General features: G+C 34.5%; 14 protein-coding genes. 6 read left to right on the top strand and 8 right to left on the bottom strand.

The window, feature by feature from the left end; translation table 11 throughout:
* Window positions 1–23: 23 nt before the first annotated feature.
* Window positions 24–1,277 carry an NAD(P)/FAD-dependent oxidoreductase gene (locus tag IGK21_RS08320; RefSeq protein WP_034698501.1) on the bottom strand — a complete coding sequence of 418 codons (1,254 nt, stop codon included), beginning with the start codon at window positions 1,275–1,277 and terminating at the stop codon, window positions 24–26.
* A 113-nt stretch (window positions 1,278–1,390) separates the two neighbouring features.
* Here IGK21_RS08320 and gdhA point away from each other — a divergent pair, with 113 nt between their 5' ends.
* The 3 genes from gdhA (at window position 1,391) to IGK21_RS08305 (ending at window position 5,287) form a co-directional block, all read left to right on the top strand.
* Window positions 1,391–2,740 (top strand): NADP-specific glutamate dehydrogenase, encoded by a 1,350-nt coding sequence (gene gdhA, locus IGK21_RS08315; protein WP_010718408.1) that lies wholly within the window; start codon window positions 1,391–1,393, stop codon window positions 2,738–2,740.
* 113 nt (window positions 2,741–2,853) lie between these two features.
* Window positions 2,854–4,200: a glucose-6-phosphate isomerase gene (locus IGK21_RS08310; protein WP_010718407.1), complete on the top strand. Its 1,347-nt coding sequence runs from the start codon at window positions 2,854–2,856 to the stop codon at window positions 4,198–4,200.
* Between the two features lie 673 nt (window positions 4,201–4,873).
* Window positions 4,874–5,287 carry a DUF4231 domain-containing protein gene (locus tag IGK21_RS08305; RefSeq protein ID WP_010718761.1) on the top strand — a complete coding sequence of 138 codons (414 nt, stop codon included), beginning with the start codon at window positions 4,874–4,876 and terminating at the stop codon, window positions 5,285–5,287.
* Window positions 5,288–5,500: 213 nt separating this feature from the next.
* On the opposite strand, the gene IGK21_RS08300 is transcribed toward IGK21_RS08305, so the two are convergent.
* Both IGK21_RS08300 and IGK21_RS08295 read right to left on the bottom strand, forming a co-directional pair.
* Window positions 5,501–5,773, bottom strand: coding sequence for a hypothetical protein (locus tag IGK21_RS08300; RefSeq protein WP_010737819.1), 273 nt, complete (start codon window positions 5,771–5,773; stop codon window positions 5,501–5,503).
* Window positions 5,774–6,585: 812 nt separating this feature from the next.
* Window positions 6,586–7,437: a hypothetical protein gene (locus IGK21_RS08295; RefSeq protein WP_034698561.1), complete on the bottom strand. Its 852-nt coding sequence runs from the start codon at window positions 7,435–7,437 to the stop codon at window positions 6,586–6,588.
* Between the two features lie 466 nt (window positions 7,438–7,903).
* Here IGK21_RS08295 and IGK21_RS08290 point away from each other — a divergent pair, with 466 nt between their 5' ends.
* The gene (locus IGK21_RS08290; protein WP_034698408.1) at window positions 7,904–9,688 is read left to right on the top strand and encodes a hypothetical protein; all 1,785 of its coding nucleotides are present in this window, start codon (window positions 7,904–7,906) and stop codon (window positions 9,686–9,688) included.
* 91 nt (window positions 9,689–9,779) lie between these two features.
* On the opposite strand, the gene IGK21_RS08285 is transcribed toward IGK21_RS08290, so the two are convergent.
* Window positions 9,780–9,929: a hypothetical protein gene (locus tag IGK21_RS08285; RefSeq protein ID WP_010718765.1), complete on the bottom strand. Its 150-nt coding sequence runs from the start codon at window positions 9,927–9,929 to the stop codon at window positions 9,780–9,782.
* Window positions 9,930–10,385: 456 nt separating this feature from the next.
* Here IGK21_RS08285 and IGK21_RS08280 point away from each other — a divergent pair, with 456 nt between their 5' ends.
* Complete coding sequence (locus tag IGK21_RS08280) at window positions 10,386–10,604, top strand: hypothetical protein (RefSeq protein WP_010737815.1); 219 nt, start codon at window positions 10,386–10,388, stop codon at window positions 10,602–10,604.
* A 224-nt stretch (window positions 10,605–10,828) separates the two neighbouring features.
* Here IGK21_RS08280 and IGK21_RS08275 read toward each other — a convergent pair whose 3' ends face one another.
* From IGK21_RS08275 to IGK21_RS08260, 4 genes are all read right to left on the bottom strand, one after another.
* Window positions 10,829–12,631, bottom strand: a complete 1,803-nt coding sequence (locus IGK21_RS08275; protein ID WP_034698405.1) for a glycerophosphoryl diester phosphodiesterase membrane domain-containing protein — start codon at window positions 12,629–12,631, stop codon at window positions 10,829–10,831.
* 92 nt (window positions 12,632–12,723) lie between these two features.
* On the bottom strand, window positions 12,724–13,320 hold the full coding sequence (locus tag IGK21_RS08270; protein WP_034698402.1) for a TVP38/TMEM64 family protein: 597 nt from the start codon (window positions 13,318–13,320) through the stop codon (window positions 12,724–12,726).
* A gap of 413 nt (window positions 13,321–13,733) precedes the next feature.
* A complete protein-coding gene (locus tag IGK21_RS08265; protein ID WP_025480148.1) occupies window positions 13,734–14,069 on the bottom strand; it encodes a hypothetical protein in 336 nt (111 codons plus the stop codon).
* Complete coding sequence (locus IGK21_RS08260) at window positions 14,038–15,366, bottom strand: DUF1576 domain-containing protein (protein WP_034698395.1); 1,329 nt, start codon at window positions 15,364–15,366, stop codon at window positions 14,038–14,040. Before IGK21_RS08260 ends, IGK21_RS08265 begins: the two co-directional genes overlap by 32 nt.
* A gap of 254 nt (window positions 15,367–15,620) precedes the next feature.
* Here IGK21_RS08260 and IGK21_RS08255 point away from each other — a divergent pair, with 254 nt between their 5' ends.
* Window positions 15,621–16,187 carry a TetR/AcrR family transcriptional regulator gene (locus IGK21_RS08255; protein ID WP_010737811.1) on the top strand — a complete coding sequence of 189 codons (567 nt, stop codon included), beginning with the start codon at window positions 15,621–15,623 and terminating at the stop codon, window positions 16,185–16,187.
* The last annotated feature ends 28 nt before the right edge of the window (window positions 16,188–16,215 follow it).

Genomic DNA, 16,215 nt, shown 5'->3' with positions numbered 1-16,215 from the left:
CCTTCGTTACTGTTTTCGTTTAATCAGCTAAGAAAAGCGGCATTCATTCCTGCTACATGTCCAGTTGCAAAAGCCGCAGTAATATTGAAACCACCAGTATACCCATTAACATCTAACAGTTCACCAGCAAAAAATAATCCATTGACCAATTTGCTTTCTAATGTTTTTGGATTGATCTCTTTTAGTGAAACGCCACCACCAGTCACAAAAGACTTTTCGATGGCAAAAGTTTTGGTTATTTTGAAAGAAAAACTTTTGCAAAGCTCCGCAAATTGTTGGATCTCTTTTTCTGTCGTTTGACTACCAGTTTGTTCCGTTAATCCACTTTTTTCAAGGAAAAAGAGAAGCAAGCGTTCAGGTAAAAAGCCATGCCAAGCATTACTCAATGTTTTCTTCGATTGTTGGCTTTTAGCAGTCAATTCGTTGATCAATTCTTGAAGCGAACGATTCGGAAAACAGTCTAAGACGACCGTGACAGGTTCTCCAGTCGTTTGCAACTCTTGATTGATGAAACTTGAACATCTCAATGCCGCAGGTCCAGAAATCCCAAAATGCGTGAAAAGCAAGTCCATAACATGTTCGGTGATGACTTTACCTTTCTTGTTTAATACGCTTAAAGAAATATCTTGTAAAGATAATCCTTGCAAGGTTTTATCCTTGATAAAAGTTTCTTCAGAAACCAGTGGAGATTCTGTTGCATACAAGGGAGTGACAGTGTGACCGACTTTTTTAACGATTTTATAGCCATCACCTGTAGAACCAGTCGACGGATAGGTTCGCCCCCCAGTAGTTAATACGACACAAGAGGATTGAAATTCTTCAAATTCCGTTCGTACGCCATAGATTTTTCCGTCGCTATGCACTAATTTTTCGACTCGAGTGCCAAAGAGCATCGTAACATTTAATTCATTTAAACGATGGATCAAGGCTTCGATAATCGTTTTTGACTTATTCGTCACAGGGAACATCCGACCATGATCTTCTTCTTTTAGATGAACACCTTGAGATTCGAAAAATTCCATGATATCAAAATTATTCCATTGGGAAAATGTACTGTATAAAAATTTGCCATTTCCAGGAATATGAGCAATCAAATCATCAACTGGACGGTTATTCGTGACATTACATCTTCCGCCACCTGTCATTAATAATTTTTTTCCAGCTTTTTTATTTTTTTCAATTAAGAGAACCTTTGCGCCATATTCAGCCGCACTAATTGCAGCCATCATACCACTAGTTCCAGCACCGACTACAATCACATCATAGGTTGTTTCCATTTCCTCACCTCAGAGAAAGTGTAGCATATTTATGAAAAGAAAGCAGGAAATGTTTTGAGCATCTAATAAAAATAGGCTAAAATAAAAGAAGATTATAAAAGGAGTGTGAAACAATGACAAACGCAACAGAATACGTCCAACGAATTCAAAATAATATTCATCAAAAAGACACAGGACAAGTCGAATTTTTACAAGCCATTGATGAATTTATGCCTTCAGCTACTCAATTTTTAGAAAAACATCCTGAATACATCAAACGTAATATTTTAGGATTGTTGTCAGAACCAGAAAGAATCATTCAATTTCGCGTGCCGTGGCAAGATGACGAAGGAAACTGGCAAGTCAATCGTGGATACCGCATTCAGTACAATTCAGCAATCGGCCCTTATAAAGGTGGGTTGAGATTCCATCCGAGTGTGAATTTAAGTATTCTTAAATTCCTAGCTTTTGAACAAATTTTCAAAAATAGTCTAACTGGTCTACCAATCGGTGGAGGAAAAGGCGGAAGTGACTTTGATCCAAAAGGAAAATCAGACGATGAAATCATGCGTTTTTGTCAAAGTTTCATGCTGGAGCTATCCAAGCATATCGGTCCATCCATCGATGTACCTGCTGGAGATATCGGAGTCGGTGCCAGAGAAATCGGTTATTTGTTTGGAGAATATAAACGATTAAAACAATATGATGCCGGTGTCCTTACTGGAAAACCATTAGATTTTTGGGGAAGTAAGATTCGTACGGAAGCAACTGGTTACGGATTGGTTTATTATGTCAAACATCTTTTACAAGCAGAAAAAGACTCTTTTGAAGGAAAAACAGTTCTGGTATCTGGTAGCGGAAACGTTGCCATCTATGCTATTGAAAAAGTTCAAGAATTAGGTGGAAAAGTCATCACATGTTCTGATTCCAGTGGGTTTATCTATGATCCAGAAGGAATCGACCTGGCACTATTAAAAGAAGTCAAAGAAGAAAAAAGGGAACGGTTGACCGCTTATGCAGAAAAACGTGATTCTGCTGTCTATCATGCTGGTCAATCTGTCTGGACTTTGAAAGAAACTGCAGATATCGCTCTTCCTTGCGCTACTCAAAACGAGATAGACGAAACGCTTGCTAACAACTTGGTTGAATGTGGAGTGAAAATCATCGCAGAAGGCGCAAACATGCCATGTACTCTTGAAGCTGTCAATGTTTTTGAAAAAGCCAATGTGTGGTATTGTCCTGGGAAAGCAGCTAATGCCGGCGGTGTCGCTGTCTCAGCATTAGAAATGAGTCAAAATGCTCAACGATTGTCTTGGGAAAGTGAACAAGTGGATCGCCAATTAGATGAAATCATGAAAAATATTTATCAAACGTGTCGCCAAACGGCAGCAGCTTATGGCAATGAAAAAAATCTATTGCTAGGAGCAAATGTTGCAGGTTTTGAAAAAGTAGCGAAAGTGATGTATGCGCAAGGATTAGTTTAGTGTTTGAAATTTTCTTGTAAATATTAGCTTCAATTCATTTATTTGCTTGAAAAATTATAAAAAAAAACGTAAAGTATAAGCTGTATATTGATCTTTTAAAGGAGGAATAAAAAATGGCACATATTCATTTTGATTATTCAAAAGTAGCACCATTTGTTAATGAACATGAGTTAGGTTACATGCAAAGCCAAGTATCAATGGCAGATAAAGTATTACGTGAAGGTACAGGCGCAGGAAGTGATTTCCGTGGTTGGATCGATCTACCTACTAATTACGACAAAGAAGAATTTGCTCGTATCAAAGAAGCAGCGAAAAAAATCCAATCTGATTCTGAAGTTTTAGTAGTTATCGGAATCGGTGGTTCTTACCTAGGCGCTCGTGCAGCAATCGATTTCTTAAACCACACTTTCTTCAATTTATTAGATGGTGAACAACGTAAAGCACCACAAATTTTCTTTGCAGGAAACTCAATCAGCTCAACTTATATCGCTGATTTGATTGAAGTAATCGGAGATCGTGACTTCTCAGTAAACGTGATTTCAAAATCAGGTACAACGACTGAACCAGCTATCGCATTCCGTGTCTTCAAAGAATTACTTGTTAAAAAATATGGTCAAGAAGAAGCGAATAAACGTATTTATGCAACAACTGATAAAGCAAAAGGTGCAGTTAAAGTAGAAGCCGACGCAGAAGGTTGGGAAACATTCGTGATTCCTGATGACATCGGTGGACGATTCTCTGTCTTAACAGCAGTAGGATTACTACCAATCGCTGTTAGTGGAGCAGATATCGATGCGTTGATGCAAGGAGCTGCAGATGCAAGCAAAGCTTATTCAAGTGATAAACTAGAAGAAAACGAAGCTTATCAATATGCAGCAATGCGTAACATCCTTTACCGTAAAGGGAAAGTAACTGAATTATTGATCAACTATGAACCAGGAATGCAATATTTCTCTGAATGGTGGAAACAATTATACGGTGAATCAGAAGGTAAAGACCAAAAAGGAATCTACCCTTCAAGTGCGAACTTCTCAACTGACTTACATTCACTAGGTCAATATATTCAAGAAGGACGCCGTAACATCTTTGAAACGATCGTTAAAGTTGAAAAACCACGTAAATCAATTACAATTCCAGAACAAGCTGAAGACCTAGATGGTTTAGGATACTTGGAAGGAAAAGAAGTAGATTTCGTCAATACAAAAGCTTTTGAAGGAACTTTATTGGCTCATACAGATGGCGACGTACCAAACTTATTAGTTAAAATTCCAGAAATGGATGCTTACACATTAGGTTATACAATGTACTTCTTTGAAATTGCTGTAGGTATTTCAGGTTACTTAAATGGAATTAACCCATTTGACCAACCTGGTGTTGAAGCATATAAGAAAAACATGTTCGCACTTCTAGGCAAACCAGGCTTTGAAGACCTTGCCAAAGAATTGAACGAACGTCTTTAAGATAAGGAGTTTTAGGTAATTATTAAAAATAATTATCCAAAACAATTTGCCTTTAAAATGAAAAATGATACTCATTGAGGTATTTATAAAAAAGGAAGGCTAATTATAGCCATCCTTTTTTGGTTTGTTGGCAGAGAAATATTTTGTCCAGAAAATTTTCGTTGTTGATTATTGATATAGTCATTGGACTTATCGAAGTTCGTTCAATACTTTCATATGACACTTGATCATATAGTTGAATAATAGAGATATCTTTATGACTTATATCTTCATGCTTCATGCCAACTTTTCGGTTAGGCACTGCTTACACATATCTACCATTATGGACAGTTAGGAGAGAGATGGGCACGTTTGTCAATTCTGTGGGCAATAGTATTCACAGTTTAAATTTTTTAAATCAATCAAGCTTACTTTGCTCGGTTGGTCAGAGATTGTGAGCATACATCAAATGTGATTTTTATGTCGTCTGTAATGATTAAATCTTTGTTCAGATCTTTTTAATAGCTTTTATCCGTGCACGAATACTATCATTGACAAATATATCATTATTTTGATAAAATAATTATTGTTATTTAATAGCCGTTTGTTTTGATTTGTAATTAGCTGAAACATAGGTAAATCCAATTATAATAGTTTTACGACCAAATTTTAATAAAGTGAATGGAGAAATGATATGGATCAAAAAGCGTTTATTGAATCGATTGATTCTACAATTAATAAATTAAAAAAAGATATTCAATCGTATAATAGAATCATTGGCATAGGGAATATTATAAAAATCGTATTATCTGCTGCTATCCCTATTTTAATTCACGAGGCATCTGATCATAAGTCTTTGTTATTAGTCGTTTCGATTGCTTCCGCAATCATAACGATTATTCAAAGTGGAATGTCTGCGTTTAATTATCAAAACAAAGTACAAACCGCAACACAGGTTCTAATGAAAATAGAAAACGAGAAGCTACTTTATGTAACAAAAACATCCCCATATGATAAAACGGATGAAGAAAATTTTCATTTGATTGTTTCGACACTTCAAACGGAGTTGAATGATATCATTTCTGACTTTAATCAAGTAAGCAATTAACCATATCATCCGTTTAAAGATAGAAAGGTACTAAAGAGATAGGAACAACAAGTAATCCTAGAACAGCATTTATGTATAAATAAAAAATAAACCTAATTTTGCTGATTTAAAAAGGTATCCAAACCTACTCGCTGAGACAGATGGATACCTTTTTTCTTTTACAAAAAAGTTCTGATTTTTTTAGACGGGAGTTATATACTTCAAAACCAATTTTTATTTTTTACCAATAAATTCTTTCTTGATTTTTTTAAAATCAATCAGTATTTTCGTGGGACCGAGCACATGATATTCTTTGACGACCAATTGGTTTCTTTGATTATAATAGCCACTGATTACTAATTTCATTCCTTCATCTACTTCAGCAAGAAAGTTTAAACCATGACCAGCGATTAAACAGTTCGTATCATTCAAGCTAAATCTTATCAAGGGACGAGCCCCAATTTGTAGTATTTTTATTTTTGTTACTGTGCCATATTTCTTAATCATTGTGGACTCTCCCTTATGAGCGATTTCGAGGATGCCAATCCATAAATATTCTTTAATAGCATTGTACGAACAAACGTTCTTTTTGTAAAGGAGAAACGCAAAAAAATTTATGGTATTTAAGCTAATATCCGACTATTAATATCAGGGGAATGGCTGTAAAAATTTTCTGTTTTTTTGTATGACCATGCTTAAGTAAAGTTAGGAGAGACCGAACACCGGAAATGTTCACAATAAAAATAAATTAGGGAGATAAATCTTATTTTGTGCTTTGAAAATGGATAAACGGTGTTCAAAGAGCTGACCTTCGGCGATAAGTCAAAAAATCTCAAAACATGAGGAGCTGTTTCGAGATTTTCATCCTTAACGCTCAGGTCAAAACGCTCTTTTCACAACCTCTGATTCACGGTGTTCAAGCATTAACTCCTTGAAATAAGCCTAAATTTTTCAAAATATGAGAAACTATTTCAAAAAATTTTTTCTTATTGTCATAGGAGCTCCCCGATGTTTTCACAACCTCTTGCTCTAAACGGTGTTCAAAGAGCTGACCTTCGGCGATAAGTCAAAAAATCTCAAAACATGAGGAGCTGTTTCGAGATTTTCATCCTTAATGCTCCTGCGATTACTCGTCGCAGTTTTTACTTGGTGAGCGCTCAGGTCAAAACGCTCTTTTCACAACCTCTGATTCACGGTGTTCAAGCATCAACTCCTTGAAATAAGCCGGAGAGTCCAAAATAGTAGAGACTATTTTCGGATTCTCCGGCTTAGTTATCAGAGCTAGACATTGCTGTCACAGTTCATTTTATTATTTTAGATTAACCTCGCTTACACAACGTATATCCACGTGCTTGGGCCTCTTGCAGCGAGATAGCTACGACAGAATTTGCGTTGTTAAGTCCCGAACAGTTCGGATTTAAATGATATTTTGTACCATGATCTGGAGCAATATAAACCGTTTGTTCGTTGTTTTGTTGCGGTGTTTGTGCTGCTGCAACTTGATTGGCTTGTTCTTGTGCGGCCGCAGCTTGCCGTTGTCGTTCTGCTTCAGCTGCCTCATTTGCTTTGATCGTTGCATCTACTGTAGCTAGTCGAGCAGATAAGTGTTGATTGCCGTTTGGAATAGCCTGGATTAAAGTAGCTGCTGAGTTATAGTTTTCTCTAGTTGGATGAGCTTCAGCTTGTGATAGTGCTGTTGTTGCTTCATTTTCAGCTTGTTTTTGACGTTCTTCCTGTGCTTTACGCTCAGCTTCAATTTTCTGTTTTTCTTCTTCTTGTTTTTTGCGCTCAGCCTCAAGTTTCTGTCTTTCTTCTTCTTGTTTTTTGCGCTCAGCCTCAAGTTTTTGTTTTTCTTCTTCTTGTTTCTTACGCTCAGCCTCAAGTTTTTGTTTTTCTTTTTCTTTACGTTCAGCTTTTTGTTTCAGCTGCTCTTCACTAGAAGTACTTGATGTTCTTTTCGTTTCGATCTTTTTTTCAGATTGTGTGCTTGCTTTTGAACTATCGGAATGACTGGTAGGAGAGATAGACGCTCCGAAAATCATAAGAATAAATGCTGTTCCTATAATAATAAAGTTTCGTTTTTTATTCCCTTTTTTGAAAAATGATCGAATCAGTCCTACTAACCCCCAACAAATACCAATTAAACCTACTAACACTAAAAAAGTTCCCATTTTTTTCCTCCAAAAATAAAAATATTTTCCTTCCATGTAGGAATGAAAGAAATAAACCTCCTAATAAAAAAATATATCATTCTGTAATACTTGTCTAAAGATATACAAAGTTGTTTTTTATCTAAAAATTAAATTACAAAATAAAAAATGTGAATTTTTAATCACCTATTGATAAAAATAGATATATAAAGGAAATGATTTGCACAACAGCAGATTACGATAGTTACAAAGTGGAAAAGATCAGTCATTAAGTTAGTACAGTATAATTCTTGTTTTTAACGCTTAGAACCTGCTAAAAAAGCAATCAAACAAGTTAATAAGAATCTTTTAAGGTTAATATCAATGAAATGAATTTTTGCTATACTTATTAGAGGCTTATTGAATAAGGAGTTGAGTGAATTGGTTAAAAATAAATTATCAAATATGATTAGTATCAAGAAGAAAGGCGGAGGAAAGGTTAGGGTACATGGATAGAGTAAAGGAAATGCTTCAGTATGTTAGGCAAAAACAACTTTATTTTATTTGTGGTATCGCTCTAATTCTTACACTAATACGTCTTTATCTCTATTACAAAGCGACTTACAGCATCGATATGACAGCTAGCTATGATGACCAGCTTTTTATTCATTATGCCCGTAACTTAGTGGACGGGCAGTGGTTAGGAGAGTACAATGCTAAAACTTTATCAAAAGGTATTTCTTATAGCTTATTTTTAGCTTTTGCCAATAAAATTCAGCTACCATACTCGCTATTATTAGGTGGGTTTAATATTTTAGCTAGCGTGCTGATTACACTGAGTGTAAAGCCGATCGTTAAAAAGAATAGTATCTTGTTTTTTATCTATGTCTTTTTTTTATTTTCACCAATCGGTTTTACCCATGAATATTCGACACGTATTTATCGAAACGCCATTGTAATTCCATCTGTCGTAATTATCGTTGCTTGTTTATTAGCTATTTATTATCGTAAATATCGTGCAACAAAAACTATTTTACCTTGGTTTTTCTTGTTGTCTCTAATCTTTCCATTTTACTGGTATATTCGCGAAGATTCACTCTGGTTGTTGCCGTTTGTTCTGGCAGCCTTAATCATTAGTTTTGTTCAGATTTTATTAGGAGTGGATTTTAGACCAACGAAAACTGTTGAAAAGTTTCTTTCACAAATTACCTTTGATCGAAGAAAACTGATCAAGCTCAGTTTGTTTTTTCTTCCTATGATCAGCTTTATCGTGACAAACCAAATGATTAAGCATAAAAATGAAGAAGTCTATCATCTTGCAGTAGTCAATGATCGTACGAGCGGAGAGTTTGCTCAATTGATGAAGAACTTGATTCGAATAGATGATGGAACGAACATAAACAAAGAGAACAGTAGGATTTGGGTTTCTCATGAAGCGTTAAATAAAGCATTAGCTGTGTCACCTGCTTTTGCTAAAGAAGCTGCTAGAATCAAAGAATTATATACGACACATGCTTGGACTCAGGCAGGAAAAGTAAAGGAATTAAAGGGAGACATTATTTTTTGGGCACTGCGAGATGTGTTGAATGAGTCTGGCTACTATCAAAATAACGCAAAAGAAACCAATGAATTTTGGAAACAAGTCAATCAAGAGTTAAGGGCTGCTTATCGTAAGGGAGATTTGAAGAAGAAACGTGAAGTCTACTTAATGAGTACAGGAGATGGGAAGATTGCCGAGGATATTCCAGTACTCTTAGATTTTTTTAGGACAGCTTATAGTGACAATTTATTTTACAAAGATTTTCATCAAGGAGGGAATTACAGTTTTGGAACCCATGCGGATGTAGAAGCAGCGCAAAACTTTTTGCGAGTTCCTTTATTGAATAATTGGATTAATAGTGAAGATCCACAACCGCCAATTTTAGTTTTATCAAAAACAGCGAAAATCTCTAATATTATGATTGCGATTTATCAAAAGACAAGTGGTGTTGTTCTATGTTTAGCGATTTTAGGATTTTTATTTTTGATCTTAGGTTCAATCTATGCAAAAAAAGATCGAGGTTTTTATTGTTCTGCACTGGTCATTACTAGTGGTTTGATATTGACCCAGTTTTTATTTTTATTTGGGGTTTCATGGTTTTGTTCCTACTCGCCAGAGCAAAAAGATTATTTTCTAAGTGTGTATACGGGGGCAGGAGTACCAATCATGCAAATTGCGATGGTTCTAATCTTTCTGGGAATCAGCAAAATTTCATGGGGGAAAATAAAGCACAAACTCGAATTGAATAAATAATAAAAGACGTTTGCTAACTGTATTAGTTGCAAACGTCTTTATTCTTTTTTCGATCCCGAGTTGTTTTCGGTCATTAGAAATGATTCACTCCTTATTTGGATTCATTTAATGCACGGACAGCTTGTTCAATCGTGATACCAAATGCTACGTTGTTTTCATTTGTAGCATCAATTGCCATAAATTGATTAGATACAGTATCAAATGCAACTCGGTATTCAATATTTGTTTTAGTAAATGTCATGTAAGTCACCTCTTTTTTTATTAATGTAAATTGTGGTTGGAATTTTCTGTTAAATTTTCCTTCCTGTAATCAGTGTAGCACCCTTATTTTTTTTTCGCAATTAATTGCTATGTCAACAAGGGATTCTTAATTTTCTGTGAGTCCAATAAGCAATCCAATCAATAACAGGATAAATACAGTAGCTTGAATAACAATCATGAAATTCCCTCCTCACAGAATAGTTTAGATGCTTTTTCGGAGGTTTACACGAACAAAAGGCTAACAGTTTCAAACAAATCTGTCACTTATAAATTACAATTATATCTTGGTATTAGTTATGTGAGAAAAAGGGGAAACTAGATTGAAATCGTGTAATTCTAAGAAAAAATATAAAAAAATTCAATAAATCGTTTTCAAATCTTCTTTTTTTTGTTATTATAAATTAAAGATTAACAAAATAAAGGAGGGAATTGAGAAATGTTAAAATTAGAAATAGGCAAGTCATACATATGCAAACCGATTGGAGTGAACTATGAAGTGATTGGTTGCGTGGAACGTACATATACTAATACGGCTGTTATTTTTGTAGAAAGCTATGATCAGAGAGATCGGTTGGCTGTTTACGATAGTAAGTTTCGTCTACTAGTTAAACTGGACGAAATTTATACAGTAGCAGAATCTGCTTTGGTTTCATAAACACTTTTTTTGAGAAATATCGTAAACTTCTCTATAATTAGAGGAGAGAGAAGGGAGCGAAAAAACATGCAAAAAAGAAAGAGTTCAGGTAAAATGGGCATTATCTTAGCAGTTATTTCTGCTATTCCGGCAATCTTAGCAGTGGTTCGTGCGGTGAAAAGCGCGAGAGAAAGATAAAGTAATTGAAAAAGAACCCCATGGATTCAATCCATGGGGCTCTTTTTTTAACCAACACCTAAAACGAAATTCAATAATTTATCTGAATAGGTGATCTCTTCATCCATTGCTTTGATATTTTCATTTAAGATAGTCATTTGATCAGTAATGATCCCATCAACACCATAAAACATCATACGACTGATTCCATCTGAGTCGTTAACCGTCCAGACATACACTTTTTTACCATCTTGATGAGCTGAATCAATAAAATTCCGATTGATCGTACTATACTCCATCGTCAAAAAGTCGGCCGGAGTAACTGGTGGTCCAACAATATTGAATGGTAGGATGTAGCCTACATAAAAATTAGGATTGGCATTTTTCAGATCAGATACCGTCTGATACGTAAGACTTTGTAGAATATGCTGATGAGTTAAAATGTTTTCTTCATATTTTTTGACAAAGCGATCAACGATATCTTTAGAATCATTTTTTGAATTTTTGATTTCGATTAAAAGTTTTTGATTTAATTCATTGGCTCTCTTTAAATAAGTATCAAAGGAAACGACAGGTTCTTTCGCACCGTTTTCAGTTACTTTTAACTTTTCTAATTCTTTCAAGGTTAGATCTTGTGGTGCTTTATTTATCCCTGTTAATTTTTTTAAGTTAAAATCATGCATGACAACGAATTGACCATCTTTGGTTTCTTGTACATCCATCTCCACATAATCAGGATGGTAGGTACGACTTGTTTTTTCTAAAGCAGCTAAAGTATTTTGGGCACTGTTACCTCCACTGACACCACGATGAGAAATCGTTACAGGTTTCGTTTGAGAAGCAGAAGTCAAATAATCCATATTGTAGAGACAAACACCTACACCAAAAAATACAGCAAATAAAACTAAGCTTGTATTTTTAAGAACAGAAAAACGTTTGTTAGGAGATTCTAAACGAAACCAGTTAGGAGTCTCAGGAAGAAAACCTTCATCATCCATGAAATCAATAATAATGTAAAAAATTCCGACTGTTGACATAACGATGTTGAATAAAAGGATAGCTTGAAGAATCGTCATTGCAAAAACAGCGCTAATCAATGAATAATTAGGGAAAAATTGTTCTACAATTATTTGTGCGAGGAGCACAATTAAATAGCCGGCAAATGAAATGAGTAAAATACTACCACCAATAATGATGAACTGTCCAAGGATTGCAAAAAAACGTGATTTGGTTAAATACCAACTTTCTTTAACCGCTTGTTTAAATGGTCGATCACGTAGAATCATTTCTGGTAAGGCAAAAATGAGACGGATACCAATGTAAGCTAAAAAGATATAAAACAGAATGAAGCTGCTAACCACGATCCAACGATTAGTAAAAATAAAATCCATGATAAAAGCTGGGATTTTAACTTTAGATAGTAAATCAGAATTAAAACTTAACCCACTAATCGGTAAAATAAGTACGAAATAAGCTAAGAAAAAAAGAAAAGTCAATGGGCGTATTTTTTTTAATTGACGAAACGTTGCTTGAAGTAACTGTTTCAACGAGATAGGTGTTTGTTTCTTAATAAAGTAAACACTCATCAATAAAAAAGTAAACTCAAAATAAACTAGGAGTAAGATAGTTAATAAGACAGCAGTCAAAGACAATAAGACACCTGGGTGCTGTGAAAGGATCGTAGAGATATTATCACTAGATATATAATCAATGGCTCCTCGATTCAAGATGAATCTGGTCGTACTATTCAATAAGGGTAAACAAATAAATAAAATAAATAAATGCATAATCAAAACATCACGAAAATATGCTTGAGTTCCTTTAAGAAAGTCCCAAGCATTTCCTAAACTTCTTTTTAAATAAATTAACATTCAATCACCTACCATAAATATTATAACGTAAAAATAAAAATAAGTGGACAGATTGCGCAAATACTTAACGCAGTACGCCCACTTATAATAAACTATCCTAGTAATCCACTTAAGAAATGTCCACCATAAATCAAAGCCATGCTGTATAAGAAAATCGAGAGGGGTTTCGCCAATAAAATGATCCAAGTATATTTTTTTACAGAAATATTTGTTAGACCAGCCATTAAACAAAGCGCATCATCAGGGGCCACTGGTAGAAAAATTGCTAAAGCAAATAACTTTTCAAAGCGATTCTGGTTATCGAGCCAACCAACATACTTGTTATACGTCTTGTCACTGACCATAGATAAAATAAATGGTTTACCATACCGCCGACCAAGTAAAAAGATGATGATCGAACCGATACAAATCCCTACATAATTATAAATAAAACCAGCATAAGGTCCAAAAATTAATACACCGGCTGCTGTACTTATCCCTCCAGGAATGATTGGAATAACAACTTGCAGGATTTGGATTAAGATGAAAATAATAGGACCTAAGATAATTGAATCTCCAACTAATCCTCTTAAAGAATTTAAATCTTTAAATACACCCAAATTGATAAAATAAATCGTTAAGGCTATCGAAATTACTAATCCAATGATAGATATAAAATTGATCAATTTCCGTGATGCCGCAATGTTCAACGTCTATCAACTCCTTTGATACGTTTTCTTATATTACTAATGTACTTTATTAGTGACTCTTTGTGCCACTATTTTAAATGACAGTTATCAAACAATTTTGTAAGTTGTAATAAGTATAATTTAAAAACGATTCAAAAACATCCAACTAAAGATGTATTTGAAGTATTATTTTTGTGCCTGTAGTTTTAGGAAAAATATCCTCTATTAAATGAAAAATCGGCGTTCAAGTATTAAATCTTTAAAATAAGCTGAGGAAACTAAAAGAAGAAGTTTTTGCTTTACCTCTGATGCGTTTCTAGCTTACTTACGTGGATAGAATACTCTGAACGCCATAACTATATGAAAGCTAAAGGGAATATCTCAGGGGAGTGAAAATCAGTGTCTCATTTTGTCTTTTCACTAAGCCTGTTGAATCAAAGGATTCGTCTAAATACTTTTATATTTAAGATGGGAAGTTCGTACATGAGTTCCACATCATCAATCAGACTTCCAAGTAATCGGAAATCTGATTGATCCAGAAAAACATTTCCAAGCTCTTGGTAATATAGATCCATAGTAGGATTTCTTGGTTCATTGAGCATTTCCGCTAACTCATGCAAATCAGAAGGAGGAGAATAACAAGTTCCTTGAATTTCAATATATAATCCTTCGGGTGTTGATTCTAGCCCAATCCTTATTTCAGTGATCTCGTGAGAATAAAGATAGGTTAAAAATTCACTAATGATTCTTTTTGATAATTCTTTTTCCAATGCCATCCTTTTCCTTTCTGCCAACAGTCAGGCTGTCTAAGATCGGTACAAGAAAACCTGCAACGAATCCAGTTGAAAATCCACTATTATATAGGCTTAATCCGCCATGTAATGCACTGACGTTATGGACTAAGACAATATGCAAAAATCCAGCTAAAATACCAAAAATACTACCATAAAAACCACTAATAGGAGCAAGTGCAGTACCAAATATCGCTGCTACGATCATTGTTGTTTGAGAGGCATCATGGATAGTAGCCAGATATGAAGCAAGATAAATCCCTATAAGTATGGGGAAACTGTTCTTTAGATGACAACCGAAGGCACTGAATCCAACTGAAGATAGGATTGCCCCAATAATCGGGCCGTTGAATTCACCACCAATAAGAAGAACATAGATGGAAAGCATTAGCCCTACTAACCCCATGTTTAGTAAGGTGGCACCGATACTTGAGATCGCCATAAAATCAGTAGTTACTTTTCCTGAAGTTTGAAAAATGTCATGTAAACCAGTGAGCTTCCATGAATTAATAAAAAAACCAAATAGCGTAGTTAAACTAAAAAAAAGAAAAATGACTAATGTAAGTTCTTGATGGTAGCCTGTTGAAACGAACGATTGAACTTCAATTGAAAAATCAAATAACCGAAGGATACCAGCCACGACCATGGCGATCAATCCAGAAGTAAAACCAATATTATACAAATTGAATCCACGATGAAAAATAAGGGTATGCGATGCCAAAGGAGGGAGTAAAAAACCAACGAGTATACCAGTCAGATTACCAAATAAAATACCTAAGCCCAATGGTAAGTTCATACCGAAAGTGATATAACTAACTACAGGTGACAAGGCGCTAGCAAATAAGCCAACCATAATATACTGTGAAAATGGTTTATGTACAAAACGTGCATAGAGATAGACACCCAAAATAATGGAAAGAGAGTTATACAGATTTTTTCCAAAAAAAGAAAAGCCTGTGATGGTTAATACAGAAGCAAAGATTAGTCCATTTAGATAGACTTTATGATGATAGCAAAGAAGTACGGACAACAAAGTCAGAACACCAACATTGATAAATGCGCTTCCAAAACCACCTATTGCCAAATAATCGGTCATCAGATTACTAGGAGAAGTGAGGATATTGTTGAGTCCCTCAATAGTTTCAACCGGATGTCCAGAAACAAGCCCGATTATTAGAAAAAACAAGCCAGTAAATGTTAAATAAAAATACTTATTTTTTTGAGATGGCTTTTTTTTGATGGGGTGAATATAAATAACGTCGTTTTTATTAACCATTACATACCTTCTTTGTCGTTTTCTTTAACTATAACGTGAAAGAAATCTTTTGGTCAACTAACAGTTACAGAAAAATCAATTTTTGTAAGGGGAAACAGTATTTTTGTTTATTCTTAAATAATATTGTATCATTGTTAAAAATAAATAAGAAAAAAACTTAAAATATAACGTTTTGAGTAAATTATTTGCCAAAAACTGTGTATATCGGTTACAATAAAACAACATATACTGCAGTAAGAAGTGGGGGAGTTTTAATGAGAAGAAAAGTCTATACTAAAGATCAAATTCTAAAAGCTGCTTATGATGTTGTTGCAAAGGAAGGTTTTAAAGGGTTTACTGCGAGAAATATTGCTAAAAAAATGGGTATATCCACACAACCTATTTATTTAGAGTTCAAAAACATGGAGGATCTAAAAAATACTTTATTAGACTCAATTTTTGAACAACTCAAAGAAAATGTTTTTCCAGTTGAACGTACTGGAGATAAAATTATTGACCTAGGATTAAACTATATCTACTTTGCAAAAAAACATCATAGTCTTTACATGGCATTATATATCGACGAACATGGCGACGGACAAAAAATGCATGATTTTTCTTATAACTATTTCCGTGAAATCGTCAAACAAGATCATCGATACAACCAGTTGTCAGATGAATACGTTGATGCATTACACACTGGAACCTGGGTTGCAGTTACCGGAATTGCATCTTTAATGTCTTCAAACATCATGCACCCAACTGAAGAACAAATTATTTCGTTCATCAAGCGAACGATTGATTCTATTCTTTCTTTAGAAAATCCTGAAACAATTAGTTAGATCTACTTATGAAGTGTGATAACACAAG

This window comes from Enterococcus sp. DIV1421a (assembly GCF_051711025.1).
Classification (GTDB): domain Bacteria; phylum Bacillota; class Bacilli; order Lactobacillales; family Enterococcaceae; genus Enterococcus_B; species Enterococcus_B hirae.
Note: the sequence above shows the minus strand (reverse complement) of the source record. Positions and strands in the feature narration are given on the sequence as shown.

What these genes read in the sequence shown, in the direction of transcription:
- IGK21_RS08320 (WP_034698501.1), bottom strand. Translation starts at nt 1,277, where the DNA reads ATGGAAACAACCTATGATGTGATTGTAGTCGGTGCTGGAACTAGTGGT.
- gdhA (WP_010718408.1), top strand. Translation starts at nt 1,391, where the DNA reads ATGACAAACGCAACAGAATACGTCCAACGAATTCAAAATAATATTCAT.
- IGK21_RS08310 (WP_010718407.1), top strand. Translation starts at nt 2,854, where the DNA reads ATGGCACATATTCATTTTGATTATTCAAAAGTAGCACCATTTGTTAAT.
- IGK21_RS08305 (WP_010718761.1), top strand. Translation starts at nt 4,874, where the DNA reads ATGGATCAAAAAGCGTTTATTGAATCGATTGATTCTACAATTAATAAA.
- IGK21_RS08300 (WP_010737819.1), bottom strand. Translation starts at nt 5,773, where the DNA reads ATGATTAAGAAATATGGCACAGTAACAAAAATAAAAATACTACAAATT.
- IGK21_RS08295 (WP_034698561.1), bottom strand. Translation starts at nt 7,437, where the DNA reads ATGGGAACTTTTTTAGTGTTAGTAGGTTTAATTGGTATTTGTTGGGGG.
- IGK21_RS08290 (WP_034698408.1), top strand. Translation starts at nt 7,904, where the DNA reads ATGGATAGAGTAAAGGAAATGCTTCAGTATGTTAGGCAAAAACAACTT.
- IGK21_RS08285 (WP_010718765.1), bottom strand. Translation starts at nt 9,929, where the DNA reads ATGACATTTACTAAAACAAATATTGAATACCGAGTTGCATTTGATACT.
- IGK21_RS08280 (WP_010737815.1), top strand. Translation starts at nt 10,386, where the DNA reads ATGTTAAAATTAGAAATAGGCAAGTCATACATATGCAAACCGATTGGA.
- IGK21_RS08275 (WP_034698405.1), bottom strand. Translation starts at nt 12,631, where the DNA reads ATGTTAATTTATTTAAAAAGAAGTTTAGGAAATGCTTGGGACTTTCTT.
- IGK21_RS08260 (WP_034698395.1), bottom strand. Translation starts at nt 15,366, where the DNA reads ATGGTTAATAAAAACGACGTTATTTATATTCACCCCATCAAAAAAAAG.
- IGK21_RS08255 (WP_010737811.1), top strand. Translation starts at nt 15,621, where the DNA reads ATGAGAAGAAAAGTCTATACTAAAGATCAAATTCTAAAAGCTGCTTAT.